Below are 19709 nucleotides of genomic sequence, written 5' to 3' on the forward strand. Positions count from 1 at the left end.
TTTTCTCAACATCGCAGACCAACGGAGAACCCCATGGAAGACATCGTCATCGTCGCCGCCGCCCGCACCGCCGTCGGCAAGTTCGGCGGCACCCTGGCCAAGACCCCGGCCACCGAGCTCGGCGCCACGGTGATCAAGGCGCTGCTTGAGCGCACCGGCCTGCCCAACGACGCCATCGGCGAAGTGATCATGGGCCAGGTGCTCGCGGCCGGCGTGGGCCAGAACCCCGCGCGCCAGGCCATGATGAAAGCCGGCGTGGCCAAGGAAACGCCGGCGCTCACCATCAACGCGGTCTGCGGCTCGGGCCTCAAGGCCGTGATGCTCGCGGCCCAGGCCATCCACGCCGGCGACAGCGAGATCGTGATCGCGGGCGGCCAGGAGAACATGAGCGCCTCGCCCCACGTGCTCAACGGCAGCCGCGACGGCCAGCGCATGGGCGACTGGAAAATGACCGACACCATGATCGTGGACGGCCTGTGGGACGTGTACAACCAGTACCACATGGGCATCACGGCCGAGAACGTCGCCAAGGCCCACGGCATCACGCGCGAGATGCAGGACGCGCTCGCCCTGGGCAGCCAGCAGAAGGCCGCGGCAGCGCAGGAGGCCGGCCGCTTCAAGGACGAGATCGTGGGCGTGAGCATCCCGCAGAAGAAGGGCGATGCCCTGGTGTTCGACACCGACGAATTCATCAACAAGAAGACGAATGCCGAAGCGCTCGCGGGCCTGCGTCCGGCCTTCGACAAGGCCGGTACCGTGACCGCGGGCAATGCCAGCGGCATCAACGACGGCGCGGCCGCCGTGGTGGTGATGAGCGCGAAGAAGGCCGCGGCCCTGGGCCTGAAGCCGCTCGCGCGCATCGCGGCCTTCGGCACCAGCGGCCTCGACCCGGCCACCATGGGCATGGGCCCGGTGCCGGCTTCGAAGAAGGCGCTGGCGCGCGCGGGCTGGAAGGCCGCCGATGTGGACCTGTTCGAGCTCAACGAAGCCTTCGCGGCGCAGGCCTGCGCGGTCAACCGGGCGCTCGAGATCGACCCGGCGCGCGTGAACGTCAATGGCGGCGCCATCGCCATCGGGCACCCGATCGGTGCGTCGGGTTGCCGCGTGCTCGTGACCCTGCTGCACGAGATGCAGCGCCGCGACGCCAAACGCGGCCTGGCCGCGTTGTGCATCGGCGGCGGCATGGGGGTTTCCCTTGCTGTGGAGCGCTGAGCCCACGGCTAGCATGGGTTCGTTTTCCTAAACAAGACTGGAAAGGTCATCATGGGTCAGAAGGTTGCATACGTCACCGGCGGCATGGGCGGCATCGGCACCGCCATCTGCCAGCGCCTGCACAAGGAGGGCTTCAAGGTCATCGCGGGCTGCGGCCCGACGCGCGATTACCAGAAGTGGCTCGACGAACAGAAGGCGCTGGGCTACACGTTCTATGCCTCGGTGGGCAACGTGGCCGAATGGGATTCGACCGTGGCCGCCTTCGGCAAGGCCAAGGCCGAACACGGTTCCATCGACGTGCTCGTGAACAACGCGGGCATCACGCGCGACCGCATGTTCCTCAAGATGACGCGCGAGGACTGGGACGCGGTGATCAGCACCAACCTCAACTCCATGTTCAACGTGACCAAGCAGGTCGTGCCCGACATGGTGGAAAAGGGCTGGGGCCGCATCATCAACATCAGCTCGGTCAACGGCGAAAAAGGCCAGGCCGGCCAGACCAACTACTCGGCGGCCAAGGCCGGCATGCACGGCTTCACCATGGCGCTGGCGCAGGAGCTGGCCAACAAGGGCGTGACGGTGAACACCGTGAGCCCGGGCTACATCGGCACCGACATGGTCAAGGCCATCCGCACCGACGTGCTCGACAAGATCGTGGCCACGGTGCCCGTGAAGCGCCTGGGCGAGCCTAGCGAGATCGCGTCCATCATCGCCTGGCTCGCGGGCGACGAGGCTGGTTATTCCACCGGCGCCGACTTCTCGGTGAACGGCGGTCTGCACATGGGCTGAACCCCCCGCGCAGCTTCCCAACAAAAACGGCGGCCTTGTGGGCCGCCGTTTTTTGTTGGCACGGGGTCCGGTCGAGGGTGGACCGGGTGTGCGGGGGTCAAAGGGGGGTGGCGTGATCGGCGTCGCCTTCGGGCGCTTCGGGCGCTTTGGGCGTGCTGTCCAGCAGCCGGGCGTAGGCGGCGTAATCGATGGAGGGGGTCGGCTGAACCAGGGCAGTGGCGGCCAGTTCCGCATCGGCATCTGCGACCGTGCGCGTCGGTGCGGGCTGCGGTTCATAGCCGGCCACGTACTGGCGCAGGTGCGCCGGGACTTCGCCGTTCTCCAGGCCAACGGCATGGGAAGGCGGTGGAACCTCCGCCACCGGTGGCTCGGTGGGGGACGGCATGAAGCCGGGTCTGGATGGCTGCTGCGGGCCGGTGCTTGACGTTCGGTGCGGGCGATGGTGCACCGGGGGACGGAAGTCGAAGCGCGGTTCTTTCTGGCTGAACCGCGGCTCAGGCGCTGTGGACATCAGCAGGTCGATGGGGAAAGGCGGCGCGAGCAGCTCTTGAATCAAGCGTTGCAAGGCCAGGTGCGCGAGCACAGACGACAGGCGCGGCGGCATCGGGCCCAGGCCATCGCGCGTGAAGACGATCATCTGGAGGGACGGGGCCGCCGAGAGCCTGGGTGTGGGCAGACCGCGGAAGGCGGAGAACGCATCCGGGCTGCGGTGCAGGACATGAAGGCTGGAAAGGGGTCTCATGCGGGGGGGTGCTTGGGGTTGGTGGGAGGTGTGGTGGGGGCTGTGCCGGGATACGGGGGCAACGCCGCCAGACAGGTGTGCCAGCGCTCGGCCAGCCCGACCAGCGAGCGCAGCGCATCGCGCAGATCGCTCAGCCCCAGGCCGTCGACCGGCAGATCACGCACCAGGTACAGGACGCGGTCCTGCGGGTCCAGGGCCATGCGCGTGCCGCCGTTGTCGCGACCGAACAGGCTGAAACCGAGCAGGGTTTCGAGCACGACGTTGGGGGTCTGGGGTTCAAGCGGGCAGACCGCCGAGAGCAGTTCGAGCCTGGACGGGGCGTCGAACCAGTTCAGCAAGACCTGGGAGGCGTCGTGGAAGGTGATGGCCCAGGTGGCGGGGTCGTCCTGCGCCACTGCGGCGATGTCCTCGCAATGCGGGCCGATGCCCTGCAGGAGCCAGGACACGGGCACGGGCGGGACGGGGCGGGGCGCAGGCATGGGCGGCGGCTTGAACAGGACCGCTGTGGGTGGCCGACGGCTCTCGACGGTTCCAGCGCGCCCATTGCGGCCCGGTTTCGCTGCGTTTTGCGGCCTTTTGGTGCCGGTATTCCGGCGTTTGGCCTGCGCCCTCCTGCCTACAGTGCCGGTATGTACCGGCCATTGCCCCTCGACTCGATCGCGCTCAACCAGCCCGTTCCCGTGAACATCTGGGACCCCAAGGGCGTGTTGCTGCTTCGCAAGGGCGAGACCATCACCTCGGAGCAGCACCGCAGCACGCTGATGCTCCACGGGCCGCTCGTGCTCGCAAGCGACTGGCAAAGCGCCAGCTACGGCTACACCACCGCGCTGGACCGCATGGTGCGCAGCAACGTCTCGCTGAGCCGCATCGCCCAGGTGAACGTGATGGGCGTGTCGGCCGAGGCGCCGTCTGCGCGCGAGGACCAGCCCGTGACCGAGGCCTGGGCCGATCTGCACGCGTCGCTTTCGACCCTGCTGCTGCAGGGGCCGAACGCCCACCACTTTCTCGAGCGCCTGCACAAGGTGCAGGCCAGCGGCGAGCTGCTGTGGCAGGAGCAGCCCGACAACAGCCTGCTGGTGCTGGTGCAGATGCTGTTCGACCCGGCCGTGACCTACAGCGCCACCCATGCCTTGCTGTCGGCCTGCCTGTGCGCGCTGGTGGCGCCGCTGGCCGGGCTCGACGACACGCAGCGGCGCGCCGTGATCCTGGCCGCGCTCACCATGAACGTGGGCATGACGCGTGAGCACGACGAAATGGCGCGCCAGGCCGGCCCGCTCACGACGCCGCAGCGCAAGACGGTGCGCGAACACCCGCAGCGCGGCGTGACCCTGCTGCGCGAGGCCGGCGCGAGCGACGCCGAATGGCTGCGCCTGGTGGCCCAGCACCACGAACGCCCCGATGGCACCGGCTACCCCACGGGCCAGCGCATCGACCGCATCACGCACCGCCTGCTGCAGATGGCCGACGTCTACGTGGCCTGCATCAGCCCGCGCAAGAGCCGCGGCGCGCAGCTCTCGCAGCAGGTGGCGCGCGAGCTCTACATGGGCGCGCAGCGCGGCCTCGACCCGCTGGGCGCGCACTTCGTGAAGTGCGTGGGCTTCTACCCGCCGGGCAGCTTCGTGCGGCTGGTCAACGACGAGATGGGCGTGGTGATGCGCCGCGGCGAGAAGGCCAACACGCCCAAGGTGTTCGCGCTCGTGGGCCGGCACGGCATGCCGCTGGGCGAGCCGGTGCTGCGCGACACGGCCGACGCCGCTTTCGCGGTGAAGGAAAGCCTGCCACCGGGCGTGGTGAAGGTGCTGGTGAACCCGGCGCGGCTGATCGCGCGCTGCTGAGGCGCCCGGCTGGGATAATCCGGCCATGTCTTTGCCCGCCTCGCCGTCCCCCTGGCGCCTGTCCGTCGCGCCGATGATGGACTGGACGGACCGTCACTGCCGTTACCTGCACCGCCTGCTCACGAAGCACACCCTGCTGTACACCGAGATGGTGACCACGGGCGCGCTGATGCACGGCAGCGTGCAGCGCCACCTGCGCTTCAATGCCGAGGAACACCCGGTGGCGCTGCAGCTCGGGGGCAGCGAGCCCGACGACCTGGCCCGCGCCGCGAAGATGGGCGAGGACTGGGGCTACGACGAGATCAACCTCAACTGCGGCTGCCCGAGCGAGCGTGTGCAGCGCGGCGCCTTCGGCGCCTGCCTGATGGCCGAGCCGCAGACCGTGGCCGATGGCGTGAAGGCGATGAAGGACGCGGTGTCACTCCCTGTCACGGTCAAGCACCGCATCGGCATCGACAAGACCGAGAGCTACGAATTCGTGCGCGACTTCGTGGGCACCGTGGCCGAGGCCGGCTGCGAGGTGTTCATCGTGCACGCACGCAACGCCTGGCTGCAGGGCCTGAGCCCCAAAGAGAACCGCGAGATCCCGCCGCTGCGCTACGAGCTCGCGCACCGGCTCAAGCGCGACTTTCCGCGGCTCACGATCGCGGTCAACGGCGGCATCACCACCAATGCGCAGATCGCCGAGCACCTGCAGCACGTGGACGGCGTGATGCTGGGGCGCGAGGCCTACCACCACCCCTGGCTGCTCACCACCTGGGACGAGGCTTTCTACGGCGACGCGCCGAGCACCGTCACGCGCGAATGGGTGGAAGACCAGATGGTGCGCTACATGGAGCGCGCCCACGCCGAAGACGGCTGCCCCTGGTACGCGATCGCGCGGCACATGCTGGGCCTGCGCCACGGTCTGCGCGGCGCGCGCAAGTGGCGCCAGGTGTGGAGCGACCACCGCCTCAAGCCGCTGCCGCCGCGCGAGGTGTGGGCCATGGCCCAGGCGCACGTGAGCGACGAGCCGGAAGCCTTGCCGGCCTAGGTGGCGGCCTCGAGGCCGCTGGCGAAGTGCTCGCGCATGCGCTGCACCGTGAGGGCGCCGTCGCGGGCCTGCAGGGCGGCCAGGATGGCCCGGTGCTCGGCCAGCGATTCTTCGATGCGACCGGTCTTGAACAGCGAGTGGTGGCGGTTGAGCTTCATGACCTTGCGCAGGTCGCTCACCATCTGCAGCCGCCAGCGGTTGTCGGCCAGCTCCAGCAGCCGCAGGTGAAAGCGCTCGTTGACCGCGAAGAAGCGGTCGCGTTCGGCCTGGGCGGTTTCCAGTTCCTGGTGCAGCGCCGCGAGCTCGGCGATGGCCGAGGCCGGGGCGTGCGCCGCCACCTCGCCCGCGGCGTCGGCCTCGAGCAGCGACAGCAGGTGGTAGACGTCGCGCAGGTCCTTCTCGGACACTTCGGTCACGTAGGCGCCGCGGCGCACCTTCATGGTCACCAGGCCTTCGGCGGCCAGCACCTTGAGCGCCTCGCGCAGGGGTGTGCGGCTGATGCCGTATTCGTCGGCGATCTTGAGTTCGTCGATCCAGCTGCCGGGCTCGAGCTCGCGGCGGAAAATGCGCTGGCGCAGCAGCTCGGCCACCTCTTCGTAGAGGGCGCGCGGGGCCAGCGAGGCCGCGGAGGAGGGGGCGGTGGCGGTGTCCATGCAGGCGCGCATTCTACGCGGACAGAAATTCTGCATCAATAATTATGAATGATGTAGACTCGCGGCCATTGCGCCGGACCTCCCGGCCACCCTGCCCATTGCCTTTGCCACTGCCATGAGCCAACCCTCCGATGCCTTCAAGCGCGCCACGCTGACCGACTGGACCCAGGCCGCCGCCAAGTCCGCCCCTGGCGGCAACCTCGACGCGCTGACCTGGACCACGCCCGACGGCATCGCGGTCAAGCCGCTCTACACCGCGGCCGACCTGAAAGACCTGCCGTACACCGACACGCTGCCCGGCTTCGAGCCCTTCATCCGCGGCCCGCAGGCCACCATGTACGCGGTGCGGCCCTGGACGATCCGCCAGTACGCGGGCTTCTCCACCGCCGAAGAATCGAACGCCTTCTACCGCAAGGCCCTGGCCGCCGGCGGGCAGGGCGTGTCGGTGGCCTTCGACCTCGCCACCCACCGCGGCTACGACAGCGACCACCCGCGCGTCACCGGCGACGTTGGCAAGGCCGGCGTGGCCATCGACAGCGTGGAGGACATGAAGATCCTGTTCGACGGCATTCCGCTCGACAAGGTCAGCGTGTCCATGACCATGAACGGCGCCGTGCTGCCGGTGCTCGCGGGCTACGTGATCGCGGCCGAAGAGCAGGGCGTGGCGCAGGACCAGCTCAGCGGGACCATCCAGAACGACATCCTCAAGGAGTTCATGGTCCGCAACACCTACATCTATCCGCCCGAGCCGAGCATGCGGATCATCGGCGACATCATCGAGTACACCGCGGGCCACATGCCCAAGTTCAACTCGATCAGCATCTCGGGCTACCACATGCAGGAGGCCGGGGCCAACCAGGCGCTCGAGCTCGCCTTCACCCTGGCCGACGGCAAGGAGTACGTGAAGACCGCGATGGCCAAGGGCCTGGACGTGGACGCCTTCGCGGGCCGCCTCTCGTTCTTCTGGGCGGTGGGCATGAACTTCTACCTGGAGATCGCCAAGATGCGCGCGGCCCGCCTGCTGTGGTGCCGCATCATGAAGGGCTTCGGCGCGAAGAACCCCAAGAGCCTGATGCTGCGCACGCACAGCCAGACCTCGGGCTGGAGCCTCACCGAGCAGGACCCGTACAACAACGTGGTGCGCACCACCATCGAGGCCATGGCCGCGGTGTTCGGCGGCACGCAGAGCCTGCACACCAACGCGCTCGACGAAGCCATCGCGCTGCCCACCGAGTTCAGCGCGCGCATCGCGCGCAACACGCAGCTCATCATTCAAGAGGAGACGCACATCACGAACGTGGTCGACCCCTGGGCCGGCTCGTACATGATGGAAACGCTCACGCAGCAGATGGCCGACGCGGCGTGGGCCATCATCGAAGAGGTCGACGCCATGGGCGGCATGACCAAGGCCGTGGACAGCGGCTGGGCCAAGCTCAAGATCGAGGCCGCCGCGGCCGAGAAGCAGGCCCGCATCGACTCGGGCAAGGACGTCATCGTCGGCGTCAACAAGTACAAGCTCAAGAACGAAGACCCGGTCGAGATCCTCGACATCGACAACGTGAAGGTGCGTGAGCAGCAGGTGGCACGCCTGCAGCAGATCCGCGCCACGCGCGACGGCGCCGCCGTTCGGGCCGCGCTCGACGCGCTGACCGCGGCCGCCGAAAGCGGGCAGGGCAACCTGCTCGACCTGTCCATCCGCGCCATGCGCCTGCGCGCCACCGTGGGAGAAGTCAGCGATGCCCTCGAAAAAGCCTTCGGCCGCCACCGCGCCGACACCCAGAAGGTGACCGGCGTGTACGCCGCCGCCTACGACAGCGCCGAGGGTTGGGCGCAACTGCAGCAGGAGATCGCGGCCTTTGGCGAGCAGCACGGCCGCCGCCCGCGCGTGATGATCTCCAAGCTCGGCCAGGACGGCCACGACCGCGGCGCCAAGGTGGTGGCCACGGCCTTCGCCGACCTCGGCTTCGACGTCGACATGGGCCCGCTGTTCCAGACCCCCGAGGAATGCGCCCGCCAGGCGATCGAGAACGACGTGCACGCCGTGGGCGTGAGCACGCTGGCCGCCGGCCACAAGACGCTGGTGCCGGCCATCATCGCCGAACTCAAGAAGCAGGGCGCCGACGACATCATCGTCTTCGTGGGCGGCGTGATTCCGCGCCAGGACTACGACTTCCTCTACGAGGCCGGCGTCAAGGGCATCTACGGCCCGGGCACGCCCATTCCCGCCAGCGCCAAGGACGTGCTGGAGCAGATCAAGAAGGCCGTCGCTTGAGCCTGGCCGTGACGCCGCACGCGCTGTTCGACGGCATCGTGCACGGCCAGGGCATGGCGCAGCGCCGCGCCATGGCCAAGGCCATCACGCTGCTCGAATCGACGCGCGCCGACCACCGCGCGCAGGGCGATGCGCTGCTCACCGCGCTGCTGCCGCAAACGGGCAAGGCCTTTCGCATGGGCCTGTCGGGCGTACCCGGCGTGGGCAAGAGCACCTTCATCGAGGCCCTGGGCCTGCACCTTATCGCGCAGGGGCACCGCGTGGCGGTGCTCACCATCGACCCCTCGAGCACGGTCTCGGGCGGCTCCATCCTGGGCGACAAAACGCGCATGGAGCAGCTCTCGGTGCACGAGCGCGCCTTCATCCGCCCCAGCCCGAGCGGCGGCACGCTGGGCGGCGTGGCCGAAAAAACGCGCGAGGCCCTGCTGGTCTGCGAGGCCGCGGGCTTCGACGTGGTGATCGTCGAGACCGTGGGCGTGGGCCAGAGCGAGACCGCGGTGGCCGCCATGACCGACTGCTTCGTGCTGCTGCAGTTGCCCAACGCGGGCGACGACCTGCAGGCGATCAAGAAGGGCGTGATGGAGATCGCCGACCTGGTGGTCATCAACAAGGCCGACATCGACCCCGACGCCGCGACCCGCGCGCGCGCCATGATCACCTCGTCGCTGCGCCTGCTGGGCCAGCACGGGCGGCCCGAACACGCGGCGCACGACACGGCGCACTGGCACCCCACCGTGATGCAGCTGAGCGCGCTCAAGGCCCAGGGCATTACCGCTTTCTGGGACGAAATCGAACGCTTTCGCACCCTGCAGACGGCCAACGGCGAGCTCGCCGCGCGCCGCCAGCGCCAGGCCCGCGCCTGGATGTGGGAGCGCATCGACGCCGGCCTGAAGCAGCGCTTTCGCGAGCACCCCGCGGTGCGCGCCGCGCTCGCAGCCACCACCACCCAAGTGCTCGCCGGGCAGCTGCCCGCGAGCACCGCGGCGCGGCAGTTGCTCGCGCTGTTCGACTGATTCCTCCGGAGAAGCACCATGCAAGACATCCTGCAACAACTCGAAGACAAGCGCGCCCGCGCCCGCCTGGGCGGGGGCGAAAAGCGCATCGAAGCCCAGCACGCCAAGGGCAAGCTCACGGCGCGCGAACGCCTGGAGGTGCTGCTCGACGAAGGCACCTTCGAAGAGTGGGACATGTTCGTGGAGCACCGCTGCACCGACTTCGGCATGCAGGACAACAAGATCCCCGGCGACGGCGTGGTCACCGGCTACGGCATGATCAACGGCCGCCTGGTGTTCGTCTTCAGCCAGGACTTCACCGTCTTCGGCGGCGCGCTCTCCGAGGCCCACGCCGAGAAGATCTGCAAGGTGATGGACCAGGCCATGAAGGTCGGCGCGCCGGTGATCGGCCTGAACGACTCGGGCGGCGCGCGCATCCAGGAGGGCGTGGCCTCGCTCGGCGGTTACGCCGAGGTGTTCCAACGCAACGTGATGGCCAGCGGCGTGGTGCCGCAGATCAGCATGATCATGGGGCCGAGCGCGGGCGGCGCCGTGTACTCGCCGGCCATGACCGACTTCATCTTCATGGTCAAGGACAGCTCCTACATGTTCGTGACCGGCCCCGAGGTGGTGAAGACCGTGACCCACGAAGAGGTGACGGCCGAAGAACTGGGCGGCGCCATCACCCACACCACCAAGAGCGGCGTGGCCGATCTGGCCTTCGACAACGACGTGGAAGCGCTGCTCATGCTGCGCCGCCTGTTCAACTACCTGCCGCTCAACAACCGCGAGAAGGCGCCCGTGCGCCCCAGCGGCGACCCCATCGACCGCATGGAGCTGAGCCTGGACACGCTGGTGCCCGAGAACCCGAACAAGCCCTACGACATGAAGGAGCTGATCCTCAAGATCGTGGACGACGGTGACTTCTTCGAACTGCAGCCCGAGTACGCCAAGAACATCCTGATCGGCTTCGCACGCGTCGACGGCCAGACCGTGGGCATCGTGGCCAACCAGCCGCTGGTGCTCGCGGGCTGCCTGGACATCAAGAGCTCCATCAAGGCCGCCCGCTTCGTGCGCTTTTGCGACTGCTTCAACATCCCCGTGGTGACCTTCGTGGACGTGCCCGGCTTCATGCCCGGCACCTCGCAGGAGTACGGCGGCATCATCAAGCACGGCGCCAAGCTGCTCTACGCCTACGCCGAGTGCACCGTGCCCAAGATCACCGTGATCACGCGCAAGGCCTACGGCGGCGCCTACGACGTGATGGCCTCCAAGCACCTGCGCGGCGATGTGAACTTCGCCTGGCCCAACGCCGAGATCGCGGTGATGGGCGCCAAGGGCGCGGTGGAGATCATCTTCCGCGAGGAGAAGAAAGACCCGGCCAAGCTCGCGCAGCGCGAGGCCGAGTACAAGGCCCGCTTCGCCAACCCCTTCGTGGCCGGCGCGCGCGGCTTCATCGACGACGTGATCCTGCCGCACGAGACGCGCAAGCGCATCGCGCGCTCGCTCGTGATGCTCAAGGACAAGAAGCTCGAGAACCCGTGGCGCAAGCACGGCAACATCCCGCTGTGACGGCCCGAGGAGAAAAGAACATGTTCAAGAAGATCCTGATCGCCAACCGCGGCGAAATCGCCTGCCGCGTGATCGCCACCGCCCGCAAGCTGGGCATCGCCACCGTGGCGGTGTACTCCGACGCCGACAAGGAAGCGCGCCACGTGCAGCTCGCCGACGAGGCGGTGCGCCTGGGCCCGCCGCCCTCGCGCGAGAGCTACCTGCTCGGCGACGCCATCATCGCGGCCGCGAAGGAGAAGGGCGCCGAGGCCATCCACCCGGGCTACGGATTCCTGTCGGAGAACGAAGACTTCGCGCGCAAGGTCGAAGAGGCCGGCCTGGTCTTCATCGGGCCCAAGCATTACTCCATTGCGGCTATGGGCGACAAGATCGCGTCCAAGAAGCTCGCGAACGAGGCCAAGGTCAGCACCATCCCGGGCCACAACGAACCCATCCAGTCGCCTGAAGAGGCGGTGGCCATCGCGCAGAAGATCGGCTACCCCGTGATGATCAAGGCCAGCGCGGGCGGCGGCGGCAAGGGCCTGCGCGTGGCCTTCAACGACAAGGAATGCCACGAGGGCTTTTCGAGCTGCCGCAACGAGGCGCGCAACAGCTTCGGCGACGACCGCGTGTTCATGGAGAAATTCGTCCAGGAGCCGCGCCACATCGAGATCCAGGTGCTGGGCGATGCGCACGGCAACGTGATTTACCTCAACGAGCGCGAGTGCTCGATCCAGCGCCGCCACCAGAAGGTGATCGAAGAGGCGCCGTCGCCCTTCATCAGCGAGGCCACGCGCAAGGCCATGGGCGAGCAGGCCGTGGCCCTGGCCAAGGCCGTGAAGTACCAGAGCGCGGGCACGGTGGAGTTCGTGGTCGGCAAGGACCAGGACTTCTATTTCCTCGAGATGAACACGCGCCTGCAGGTCGAGCACCCGGTGACGGAGTGCATCACCGGCCTCGACCTAGTGGAGCTGATGATCCGCGTGGCCGCGGGCGAGAAGCTGCCGCTGGCCCAGGCCGACGTCAAGCGCGAGGGCTGGGCCATCGAGTGCCGCATCAATGCCGAAGACCCGTTCCGCAACTTCCTGCCCAGCACGGGCCGTCTGGTGCGCTTCATCGCGCCGCCGCAGACCATGTGGCAGGCCGACACGCAGCACCTGCAGGGCGTGCGTGTGGACACCGGCGTGCAGGACGGCGGCGAGATCCCCATGTACTACGACTCGATGATCGCCAAGCTCATCGTGCACGGCAAAGACCGCAACGACGCCATCGCCAAGATGCGCGAGGCGCTCAACGGCTTCGTGATCCGCGGCGTGCAGAGCAACATCCCGTTCCAGGCCGCGCTGCTCGCGCACCCCAAGTTCGTCAAGGGCGACTTCAACACCGGCTTCATCGCCGAGCACTACGGCCAGGGCTTTCGCGCCGAGGACGTGCCGCACGACGACCCCGACTTCCTCGTGGCGCTCGCGGCCTTCGTGCGCCGCAAGAGCCGCGAGCGCGCGGCCGGCCTGAGCGGCCAGCTGCCCGGCTACGGCGTGAAGGTGGGCCACGACTACACCGTGATCGTGCTCGACAAGGCCGGCCAGCACCGCCAGGTGCCGGTGCACGTGGACGAGGTGGTGGGGCAGATCGGCGCCGCGGTGGTCACGGTGGCGGGCCAGCGCTACGCCATCCACAGCCCCTCGCGCCTCAACGACGTGGTGATCACCGGCCAGTGCAACGACCGCGCCTTCACCGCGCAGCTCGAACGCGGCACGCCGTGCAACCCGCTCGCGCTCGTGGTGCAGCACAACGGCACGCGCATCGAGGCCATGGTGGTGTCGCCGCGCATGGCCGAGCTGCACGCGCTCATGCCCTTCAAGGCGCCGCCCGACATGAGCAAATACGTGCTCTCGCCCATGCCCGGCCTGCTGGTGCAGGTGGCCGTGCAGCCGGGTCAGAAGGTGCAGGCCGGCGAACGCGTGGCCGTGATCGAGGCCATGAAGATGGAGAACGTGCTGTTCGCCTCGGCCGACGGCGTGGTGGCCAAGGTGGTCGCCAAGCAGGGCGATTCGCTGGCGGTGGACCAGCCCATCGTCGAGTTCGAGTGAGGCCGGCCATGACGACGACGCAACGGCCCTTCCGCGTGCTCGGCGTGCAGCAGATCGCCATCGGCGGCCCCGACAAGCTGCGCCTGCAGAAACTCTGGGTCGACATGCTCGGCCTCGAAGTCACCGGCACCTTCCGCAGCGAGCGCGAGAACGTCGACGAAGACATCTGCGCGATCGGCAGCGGTCCGTTCAAGGTCGAGGTCGACCTGATGCAGCCGCTGGACCCCGAGAAGAAGCCCGCGGTGCACACCACGCCGCTCAACCACATCGGCCTGTGGATCGACGACCTGCCGGTGGCGGTGGCATGGCTCACGCAGCAGGGCGTGCGCTTTGCGCCGGGCGGCATCCGCAAAGGCGCGGCGGGCTTCGACATCACCTTCCTGCACCCCAAGGCGAACGAGGAATTCCCGATCGCGGGCGAGGGCGTGCTGATCGAGCTCGTGCAGGCCCCGCCCGAGGTGGTCAAGGCCTTCGCCGCGCTGCAGGCCCGGCCGGCCTGAGCGCGCGCGAACAAGGGCCATTTGCCGGCGCTGTTCGGGGTTTTGCCGCCCGTCGCGCTGCCTAAGCTGTCAGCACTTCCGTCCGGCGAGCCCGCCGGGCCCCCGCACCACACCGCTGCAGGAGTGCTGACACCCATGGCGACCCCGAACCCCCTGATGCGCCCCGGCGTGGCGCTGATGCGCCGCTTTGCGCTGGGCGGCAAGCTCACGCTGCTGGCGATCGCGGCGCTCTGGCCGCTGGCCGCCAACGGCCTGATCCTCTGGCTCGCGCCCGGCTGGCCGCTGTGGCCGGTGGACATCGCCGGCACGCTGCTGCTGGTCTATGCCCTGGCGGCCTTCCACAGCGCGTTTGCAAGCGAGTTCCAGCGCGTGGTCGCCGTGATGGGCGAGGTGGCCGCCGGCAACCTGCGCACCGGCATCCGCGCCGAGGGCAGGGACGAGCTGGCCGAGCTGGCGCGGCTGCTCGACCGCATGGTGAGCAGCCTGTCGGCCATGGTGGCCGAGGTGCGCAGCAACTCGGCGCTGGTGGCGCATGCGGGCCAGAGCCTGGCCAGCGGCAACCGCGAGCTCGCCGACCGCACCGAACAGCAGGCCGCCAACCTCGAACAGACCGCGGCCAGCGTGCAGCAGCTCACCGGCACGGTGGCACAGAACGCGCAGACCGCGGGCGAGTCCGACCGCCGCGCGGCCCAGCTGCGCGATGCGGCCGAACACGGCGCGGGCTCCATGGGCCAGGCGGTGGTGACCGTCGAAGGCATCCAGAAGCGCGCGGCCCAGATGAACGAGATCATCGGCGTGATCGACAGCCTCGCGTTCCAGACCAACATCCTCGCGCTCAACGCCGCGGTGGAAGCCGCGCGCGCAGGCGAGCAGGGCCGCGGCTTTGCCGTGGTGGCCAGCGAGGTGCGAGGCCTCGCGCAGCGCTCGGCCGAATCGGCGCGCCAGATCCGCGGCCTGATCGAGGCCTCGCGCAGCCAGGTCGAGACCGGCGTGTCGCAGATCCGCGCGGCCGGCCAGAGCATCGACCAGATCGTCGACGGCGTGCGCGGCGTGGCCAGCAACATGTCGCTGATCTCGGCCTCGAGCGCCGAGCAGAGCACGGGCCTGAGCGAAATCAGCACCGCGGTGCACCAGCTCGACCAGATCACCCAGCACAACGCGCAGATGGTGGAGCGCGCCGTGCAGCAGGCCGACCTGCTGGAGCGCCGCGCCGCGCACCTGGCGCGCGCGGTCTCGAGCTTCAAGCTGCAGCAGGGCACGGCCGAAGAGGCCATGGCGCTGGTCGATCGTGCGCTCGCGCACCGCCGACAGAGCACGCCCGACGCCTTCGTGCGCGACCTCACCGACCCGTCGCAGGCTTTCCACGACCGCGACATGTACGTGTTCGCGCTCGACAGCACCGGCGTCTACCGCGCCTTCGGCGGCAAGCCCGAGAAGGTGGGCAGCCGGGTGCAGGACATCGCGGGCATCGATGGCCAGGCGTTGCTCGCGGCCATCGTGGCGCAGGCCGAAGAAGGGCCGGGCTGGGTCGAGTACGACATCGTCAACCCCACCAGCGGCGCGGTGCAGGCCAAGATGTCCTACGTGGTGAAGGTCGACGCGCTCTACGTGGGCTGCGGCGTCTACAAGACCGCGGCCGCGCGCGCCTGAGCGCGTTCGTTCAGCCGGGCGGGGCCTGGCGCTTGGCCCGGGCGCGGGCCAGTGCGGCTTCGATCACCGCGCGCTTGCGATCGAGCGCCCCGGGCTCGGTCAGCGTCGACGCCGCGGCCAGGTCGGCCAGCTTGGCCTCGGCCTTGTGTTCCAGGCGCTGCGCGTGTTCGGCGGCCTCGCGCGCCACGCGCTGCTGGCGCGCCAGGTAACGCTCGCGTCCCATGGCCGCCTGCGCCGGCGACCAACCGGCCCAGCCGGTGCGCTCGCCGCTCACGTTGTCGAGCGAAATGCAGTCGACGGGGCACACCGGGATGCAGAGCTCGCAGCCCGTGCAAACCGGCTCGATCACGGTGTGCATGCGCTTGTTCGCGCCCACGATGGCGTCGGTGGGGCAGGCCTTGATGCACAGCGTGCAGCCGATGCACCAGGCTTCGTCGATCACGGCCACCGTCACCGGGCCTTCGATGCCGAATTTCGGGTCCAGGGGCAGGGCGGGGCGGCCGGTGAGCGCGGCCAGGCGCTGCACGCCTTCCTGGCCACCGGGCGGGCACTGGTTGATGCCGGCCTCGCCGTCGGCGATGGCCTGGGCATAACGCGCGCAGTCGGGGTAGCCGCAGCGCTGGCACTGTGTCTGGGGCAGGGCCTGGTCGATGCGGCGGGCGAGTTCGTTCATGTCGGCGGGGCGCCCGCCCCGCGAGGGGTCAGGCTTTGGCGGTGGTGCGGCGCGCGCGCGGCGCGGCGGCCGGGCTCGGGGCCGTGGCCTTGCGCGGCGCAGCGGCCTTCTTGGCGGCGGCCGTCTTGCGGGCCGGCTTGGCCGCAGGGGCGGCCTGGCCGCGCTCGTGTTCGGCGATGAAGGATTTCACCACGGGATAGACCATCTCGCGCCAGCGGCGGCCGCTGAAGATGCCATAGTGGCCCGCGCCCTTGGCCTCGTAGTGGCGGCTGTGGGTGGGCGGGATGCCGGTGCACAGCTCATGCGCGGCCGCGGTCTGGCCCGAGCCCGAGATGTCGTCGAGCTCGCCCTCGACCGTGAGCAGGCCGATGCCGCGGATGTCCTGCGGCCGCACGCGTTCGGCCTGGCCCTGTTCGTTCTTCACGTGCCAGGTGCCGTGGACCAGCTGGAACTCCTGGAACACCGTGCGGATGGTCTCCAGGTAGTAGTCGGCGTCCATGTCGAGCACGGCGTTGTACTCGTCGTAGAACTTGCGGTGCGCCTCGACGCTGTCGTTGTCGCCCTTGACCAGGTCCTGGAAGTAGTCGTAGTGGCTCTTGGCGTGGCGGTCGGGGTTCATGGCCACGAAGCCCGTGTGCTGCAGGAAGCCCGGGTACACGCGGCGGCCCGCGCCGGGGAATTTGTCGGGCACGCGGTAGATCACGTTGTTCTCGAACCACTCGAAGCTGCGCTGCATGGCCAGGTTGTTCACCGCCGTGGGCGATTTGCGCGCATCGATGGGGCCGCCCATCATGGTCATGGACAGCGGCAGCTTCTCGCCGCGGCTGGCCATGAGCGAGACCGCCGCGAGCACCGGCACCGTGGGCTGGCACACGCTCATCACGTGGCAGTTGCCATAGATGCCCTGCAGGTGGCGGATGAAGCGCTGCACGTAGTTCACGTAGTCGTCGAGGTGGAATTCACCGTCGGACATGGGCACCAGGCGCGCGTTCTTCCAGTCGGTGATGCAGACCTTGTGGTCCTGCAGCAGCGTGCGCACGGTGTCGCGCAACAGCGTGGCGTAGTGGCCGGACAGCGGCGCCACCACCAGCACCACGGGCTGCGACTTGAGCGTGGTGAGCGTGGCCGGGTCGTCGGTGAAGCGCTTGAAGCGGCGCAGTTCGCAGAACGGCAGGTCCACCTCCACCTGCTCGTGGATCGGCACTTCCACGCCGTTCACGCGCACCGTGCGGATGTTGAACTCGGGCTTTTCGTAATCCTTGCCGAGCCGGTGCATCAGGTCGTAGGCGGCCGAGATGCGCTGTGCCATGGGCAGTTGCGCGAAGGGCAGCACCGGGTTGGTGAACAGGCGCGATGCGACTTCGGCGAGGTCGGCGAAGGGCTCCATCATCGAGCGCTGCGTTTCGTAGAACTGGTACAGCATGGCGTGGGCGAGGGCTTATGTTGCGGTGCAATGTAGCAGGAAGGAGTGCCCCTCATGTGAGGGAGAACACGCAGGAAATGGCCCCAACTGTCGCGTTCGCGAACACCCGGGCCGCACAATCGGCCCCATGACCACCCCCGATCGCCTGCCGGTGCTGTTCGTCGGCCACGGCAGCCCCCTGAACGCCATTGGCGACAACCGCTGGCGCCGCCAATGGCAGGCGCTGGGGCCCGAGCTGCGCGCGCGCGGTCTGCCGATCCGGCTGATCCTGTGCGTGTCGGCGCACTGGCTCACCGAGGGCTGGTGGCTCACGGCCATGGCGCAACCGCGCACCATCCACGATTTCGGCGGCTTCCCGCAAGCCCTGTTCGACCAGCAGTACCCCGCACCCGGTGCGCCCGAGCGGGCGCGCGAGATCGCGGCCGCGGTGCGCCAGCCCGATGGCGCGCCGCTGGGCCTGGACATGGGGGAATGGGGGCTGGACCACGGCGCCTGGTCGGTGCTCAAGCCCATGTTCCCCGAGGCCGACATCCCCGTGGTGCAGCTGAGCATGGACTATGGCCGCCCGCCGGCCGAACACCTGGCCCTGGGCCGCGGGCTGCGTGCGCTGCGCGCGCAGGGCGTGCTGATCGTGGCCAGCGGCAACACCGTGCACAACCTGCGCGCGCTGCAGCGCCAGGCGCCCGATGACCAGGCCTACGACTGGGCGATCGATTTCGATCAGCGCGTGGCCGAGGCCGTGGCCGCGGGCGACCCCGAGCGACTGGCCGGTTTTCAGCAATGGGGCGACAGCGCCCGGCTGTCGCACCCGAGCCACGACCACTACCTGCCGCTGCTCTACGCGGCGGGGGCGGCCGAGCCCGGCGAGGCGGTGCGCTTCTTCAACGAGGGCTTCCAGGCCGCGTCGATCTCGATGCGATCGATGGTCTGGGGCTGAGCCCGGGCACAGGGCCCAAGCAAAAAGGCCACCCAGAGGTGGCCCTTTTGCTGCGGGTGCGCGCGGCTCAGAGCACCGCGGCGATCGACTTGCAGACGTGGTCGATGTTCTTGCCGTTGAGCGCGGCCACGCACATGCGACCGGTGTCGGTGCCGTACACGCCGAACTCGGTGCGCAGGCGCACCATCTGGTCCTTGCTCAGGCCCGAGTAGCTGAACATGCCGATCTGGTCGGTGATGAAGCCCATGTCCTGCTTCACGCCCGCGGCCTTGAGGCCATCGACCAGCTTCTGGCGCATGGCCTTGATGCGCACGCGCATCTCGCCCAGCTCCTTCTCCCAGAGCGCGCGCAGCTCGGGGTTGTTGAGCACCGCGGCCACCACCGCGCCGCCGTGCGTGGGCGGGTTGGAGTAGTTGGTGCGGATCACGATCTTGAGCTGCGACAGCACGCGGTCGGCCTCGGCCTTGTCGGCGCACAGCACCGAGAGCCCGCCCACGCGCTCGCCGTAGAGGCTGAAGCTCTTGGAGAACGAGGTGGACACCAGGAACAGCAGGCCGGCGGCCACGAACTTGCCGATCACCGCGCCGTCCTCGGCGATGCCGTGGCCGAAGCCCTGGTAGGCCATGTCGAGGAACGCGGTGAGACCACGCTCTTTCACCACCGCCACCACCTGGTCCCACTGCGCGGGGGTGATGTCGTAGCCCGTGGGGTTGTGGCAGCAGGCGTGCAGCACCACGATGGTGCCGGCCTCGGCCGCGCGCAGGCTGGCCAGCATGCCCTCGAAGTTCACGCCGCGTTTGGCCGCGTCGTAGTACGCATAGGTGCCGACCTCGAAGCCCGCGTTGGTGAACAGCGCGCGGTGGTTTTCCCAGCTCGGGTCGCTGATCAGCACCTTGGCCTTGGGGTTCAGCCGCTTGAGGAAGTCGGCGCCGATCTTGAGGCCGCCGGTGCCGCCCAGGGCCTGCACCGTGGCCACGCGGCCGGCCTTCACGGGCTCGCTGTCGGCGCCGAACACCAGGCCCTTGACCGCGTTGTCGTAGGCGGCGATGCCGTCGATGGGCAGGTAGCCGCGCGCGGCGGGCTTGTCCATCATGGCCTTCTCGGCCTGCTGCACGCACTGCAGCAGCGGCAGCTTTCCGTTCTCGTCGAAGTACACCCCGACACCGAGGTTGACCTTGTTGGGGTTGGTATCGGCGGCAAATTGCTCGTTCAGACCCAGGATCGGGTCGCGCGGGGCCATTTCAACGGCGGAAAAGAGGGACATGGAGCTTGGCTGGGTTGGAGGAAAACCCGGATTTTATGCGTCGCCCCGACCTCCCCGGGCCGGCGTTGGACATGGGTACCCACCACCGGTATT

At 68.9% G+C, this 19709-nt stretch carries 17 protein-coding genes; 11 read left to right on the forward strand and 6 right to left on the reverse strand.

Annotated elements, in window-relative coordinates; all coding sequences use genetic code 11:
• The first annotated feature begins 33 nt into the window (after positions 1 to 33).
• Together G9Q37_RS06685 and phbB are read left to right on the forward strand one after the other, a co-directional pair.
• Entirely contained in the window at positions 34 to 1212 is a 1179-nt protein-coding gene (locus G9Q37_RS06685) for an acetyl-CoA C-acetyltransferase (RefSeq protein ID WP_166226331.1), read from the forward strand.
• 51 nt (positions 1213 to 1263) lie between these two features.
• Positions 1264 to 2001, forward strand: coding sequence for an acetoacetyl-CoA reductase (gene phbB, locus G9Q37_RS06690; RefSeq protein ID WP_166226334.1), 738 nt, complete (start codon positions 1264 to 1266; stop codon positions 1999 to 2001).
• 97 nt (positions 2002 to 2098) lie between these two features.
• Here the strand turns inward: phbB and G9Q37_RS06695 are convergent, their stop codons facing one another.
• Positions 2099 to 2743 (reverse strand): hypothetical protein, encoded by a 645-nt coding sequence (locus G9Q37_RS06695; protein WP_166226337.1) that lies wholly within the window; start codon positions 2741 to 2743, stop codon positions 2099 to 2101.
• Entirely contained in the window at positions 2740 to 3222 is a 483-nt protein-coding gene (locus G9Q37_RS06700) for a type III secretion system chaperone (protein ID WP_166226341.1), read from the reverse strand. The genes G9Q37_RS06695 and G9Q37_RS06700 overlap by 4 nt, the downstream gene beginning before the upstream one ends.
• Before the next feature lie 150 nt (positions 3223 to 3372).
• Between G9Q37_RS06700 and G9Q37_RS06705 the strand changes: the two genes are divergently transcribed.
• Positions 3373 to 4578 carry an HD-GYP domain-containing protein gene (locus G9Q37_RS06705; RefSeq protein ID WP_166226344.1) on the forward strand — a complete coding sequence of 402 codons (1206 nt, stop codon included), beginning with the start codon at positions 3373 to 3375 and terminating at the stop codon, positions 4576 to 4578.
• Positions 4579 to 4603: 25 nt separating this feature from the next.
• Positions 4604 to 5611, forward strand: a complete 1008-nt coding sequence (gene dusA / locus G9Q37_RS06710) for a tRNA dihydrouridine(20/20a) synthase DusA (protein WP_205710731.1) — start codon at positions 4604 to 4606, stop codon at positions 5609 to 5611.
• Here the strand turns inward: dusA and G9Q37_RS06715 are convergent.
• The gene (locus G9Q37_RS06715) at positions 5608 to 6264 is read right to left on the reverse strand and encodes a GntR family transcriptional regulator (RefSeq protein ID WP_166226348.1); all 657 of its coding nucleotides are present in this window, start codon (positions 6262 to 6264) and stop codon (positions 5608 to 5610) included. The two genes, dusA and G9Q37_RS06715, sit on opposite strands and share 4 nt — an antisense overlap.
• A 115-nt stretch (positions 6265 to 6379) precedes the next feature.
• On the opposite strand from G9Q37_RS06715, the gene scpA reads away from it, so the two are divergent.
• The 6 genes from scpA to G9Q37_RS06745 all read left to right on the forward strand — a co-directional run bounded on the left by scpA (position 6380) and on the right by G9Q37_RS06745 (position 15319).
• A complete protein-coding gene (scpA, locus tag G9Q37_RS06720) occupies positions 6380 to 8536 on the forward strand; it encodes a methylmalonyl-CoA mutase (protein ID WP_166226351.1) in 2157 nt (718 codons plus the stop codon).
• A gap of 2 nt (positions 8537 to 8538) precedes the next feature.
• The gene (meaB, locus tag G9Q37_RS06725) at positions 8539 to 9549 is read left to right on the forward strand and encodes a methylmalonyl Co-A mutase-associated GTPase MeaB (RefSeq protein WP_420810318.1); all 1011 of its coding nucleotides are present in this window, start codon (positions 8539 to 8541) and stop codon (positions 9547 to 9549) included.
• An 18-nt stretch (positions 9550 to 9567) separates the two neighbouring features.
• Positions 9568 to 11100: an acyl-CoA carboxylase subunit beta gene (locus G9Q37_RS06730; protein WP_166226354.1), complete on the forward strand. Its 1533-nt coding sequence runs from the start codon at positions 9568 to 9570 to the stop codon at positions 11098 to 11100.
• 20 nt (positions 11101 to 11120) lie between these two features.
• On the forward strand, positions 11121 to 13169 hold the full coding sequence (locus G9Q37_RS06735) for an acetyl-CoA carboxylase biotin carboxylase subunit (RefSeq protein WP_166226358.1): 2049 nt from the start codon (positions 11121 to 11123) through the stop codon (positions 13167 to 13169).
• Positions 13170 to 13177: 8 nt separating this feature from the next.
• A complete protein-coding gene (locus G9Q37_RS06740; RefSeq protein WP_166226361.1) occupies positions 13178 to 13669 on the forward strand; it encodes a VOC family protein in 492 nt (163 codons plus the stop codon).
• Between the two features lie 135 nt (positions 13670 to 13804).
• On the forward strand, positions 13805 to 15319 hold the full coding sequence (locus G9Q37_RS06745; RefSeq protein WP_166226364.1) for a methyl-accepting chemotaxis protein: 1515 nt from the start codon (positions 13805 to 13807) through the stop codon (positions 15317 to 15319).
• Positions 15320 to 15329: 10 nt separating this feature from the next.
• Here the strand turns inward: G9Q37_RS06745 and rsxB are convergent, their stop codons facing one another.
• Complete coding sequence (rsxB, locus tag G9Q37_RS06750; RefSeq protein ID WP_166226368.1) at positions 15330 to 15992, reverse strand: electron transport complex subunit RsxB; 663 nt, start codon at positions 15990 to 15992, stop codon at positions 15330 to 15332.
• A gap of 28 nt (positions 15993 to 16020) precedes the next feature.
• Positions 16021 to 17415 (reverse strand): polyhydroxyalkanoate depolymerase, encoded by a 1395-nt coding sequence (locus tag G9Q37_RS06755; protein ID WP_166226372.1) that lies wholly within the window; start codon positions 17413 to 17415, stop codon positions 16021 to 16023.
• 127 nt (positions 17416 to 17542) lie between these two features.
• Between G9Q37_RS06755 and ygiD the strand changes: the two genes are divergently transcribed.
• Positions 17543 to 18352 carry a 4,5-DOPA-extradiol-dioxygenase gene (gene ygiD, locus G9Q37_RS06760; RefSeq protein ID WP_166226375.1) on the forward strand — a complete coding sequence of 270 codons (810 nt, stop codon included), beginning with the start codon at positions 17543 to 17545 and terminating at the stop codon, positions 18350 to 18352.
• A 67-nt stretch (positions 18353 to 18419) separates the two neighbouring features.
• Here the strand turns inward: ygiD and G9Q37_RS06765 are convergent, their stop codons facing one another.
• Positions 18420 to 19616 carry an amino acid aminotransferase gene (locus G9Q37_RS06765; protein WP_166226378.1) on the reverse strand — a complete coding sequence of 399 codons (1197 nt, stop codon included), beginning with the start codon at positions 19614 to 19616 and terminating at the stop codon, positions 18420 to 18422.
• Positions 19617 to 19709 lie beyond the last annotated feature (93 nt).

The sequence above is a fragment of the Hydrogenophaga crocea genome, from assembly GCF_011388215.1.
Classification (GTDB): Bacteria; Pseudomonadota; Gammaproteobacteria; order Burkholderiales; family Burkholderiaceae_C; genus Hydrogenophaga; species Hydrogenophaga crocea.

What these genes read in the sequence shown, in the direction of transcription:
- dusA (WP_205710731.1), top strand. Translation starts at nt 4,604, where the DNA reads ATGTCTTTGCCCGCCTCGCCGTCCCCCTGGCGCCTGTCCGTCGCGCCG.
- G9Q37_RS06740 (WP_166226361.1), top strand. Translation starts at nt 13,178, where the DNA reads ATGACGACGACGCAACGGCCCTTCCGCGTGCTCGGCGTGCAGCAGATC.
- ygiD (WP_166226375.1), top strand. Translation starts at nt 17,543, where the DNA reads ATGACCACCCCCGATCGCCTGCCGGTGCTGTTCGTCGGCCACGGCAGC.
- G9Q37_RS06705 (WP_166226344.1), top strand. Translation starts at nt 3,373, where the DNA reads ATGTACCGGCCATTGCCCCTCGACTCGATCGCGCTCAACCAGCCCGTT.
- scpA (WP_166226351.1), top strand. Translation starts at nt 6,380, where the DNA reads ATGAGCCAACCCTCCGATGCCTTCAAGCGCGCCACGCTGACCGACTGG.
- G9Q37_RS06755 (WP_166226372.1), bottom strand. Translation starts at nt 17,415, where the DNA reads ATGCTGTACCAGTTCTACGAAACGCAGCGCTCGATGATGGAGCCCTTC.
- G9Q37_RS06695 (WP_166226337.1), bottom strand. Translation starts at nt 2,743, where the DNA reads ATGAGACCCCTTTCCAGCCTTCATGTCCTGCACCGCAGCCCGGATGCG.
- rsxB (WP_166226368.1), bottom strand. Translation starts at nt 15,992, where the DNA reads ATGAACGAACTCGCCCGCCGCATCGACCAGGCCCTGCCCCAGACACAG.
- G9Q37_RS06765 (WP_166226378.1), bottom strand. Translation starts at nt 19,616, where the DNA reads ATGTCCCTCTTTTCCGCCGTTGAAATGGCCCCGCGCGACCCGATCCTG.
- G9Q37_RS06700 (WP_166226341.1), bottom strand. Translation starts at nt 3,222, where the DNA reads ATGCCTGCGCCCCGCCCCGTCCCGCCCGTGCCCGTGTCCTGGCTCCTG.
- G9Q37_RS06715 (WP_166226348.1), bottom strand. Translation starts at nt 6,264, where the DNA reads ATGGACACCGCCACCGCCCCCTCCTCCGCGGCCTCGCTGGCCCCGCGC.
- G9Q37_RS06730 (WP_166226354.1), top strand. Translation starts at nt 9,568, where the DNA reads ATGCAAGACATCCTGCAACAACTCGAAGACAAGCGCGCCCGCGCCCGC.
- G9Q37_RS06745 (WP_166226364.1), top strand. Translation starts at nt 13,805, where the DNA reads ATGGCGACCCCGAACCCCCTGATGCGCCCCGGCGTGGCGCTGATGCGC.
- G9Q37_RS06735 (WP_166226358.1), top strand. Translation starts at nt 11,121, where the DNA reads ATGTTCAAGAAGATCCTGATCGCCAACCGCGGCGAAATCGCCTGCCGC.
- G9Q37_RS06685 (WP_166226331.1), top strand. Translation starts at nt 34, where the DNA reads ATGGAAGACATCGTCATCGTCGCCGCCGCCCGCACCGCCGTCGGCAAG.
- phbB (WP_166226334.1), top strand. Translation starts at nt 1,264, where the DNA reads ATGGGTCAGAAGGTTGCATACGTCACCGGCGGCATGGGCGGCATCGGC.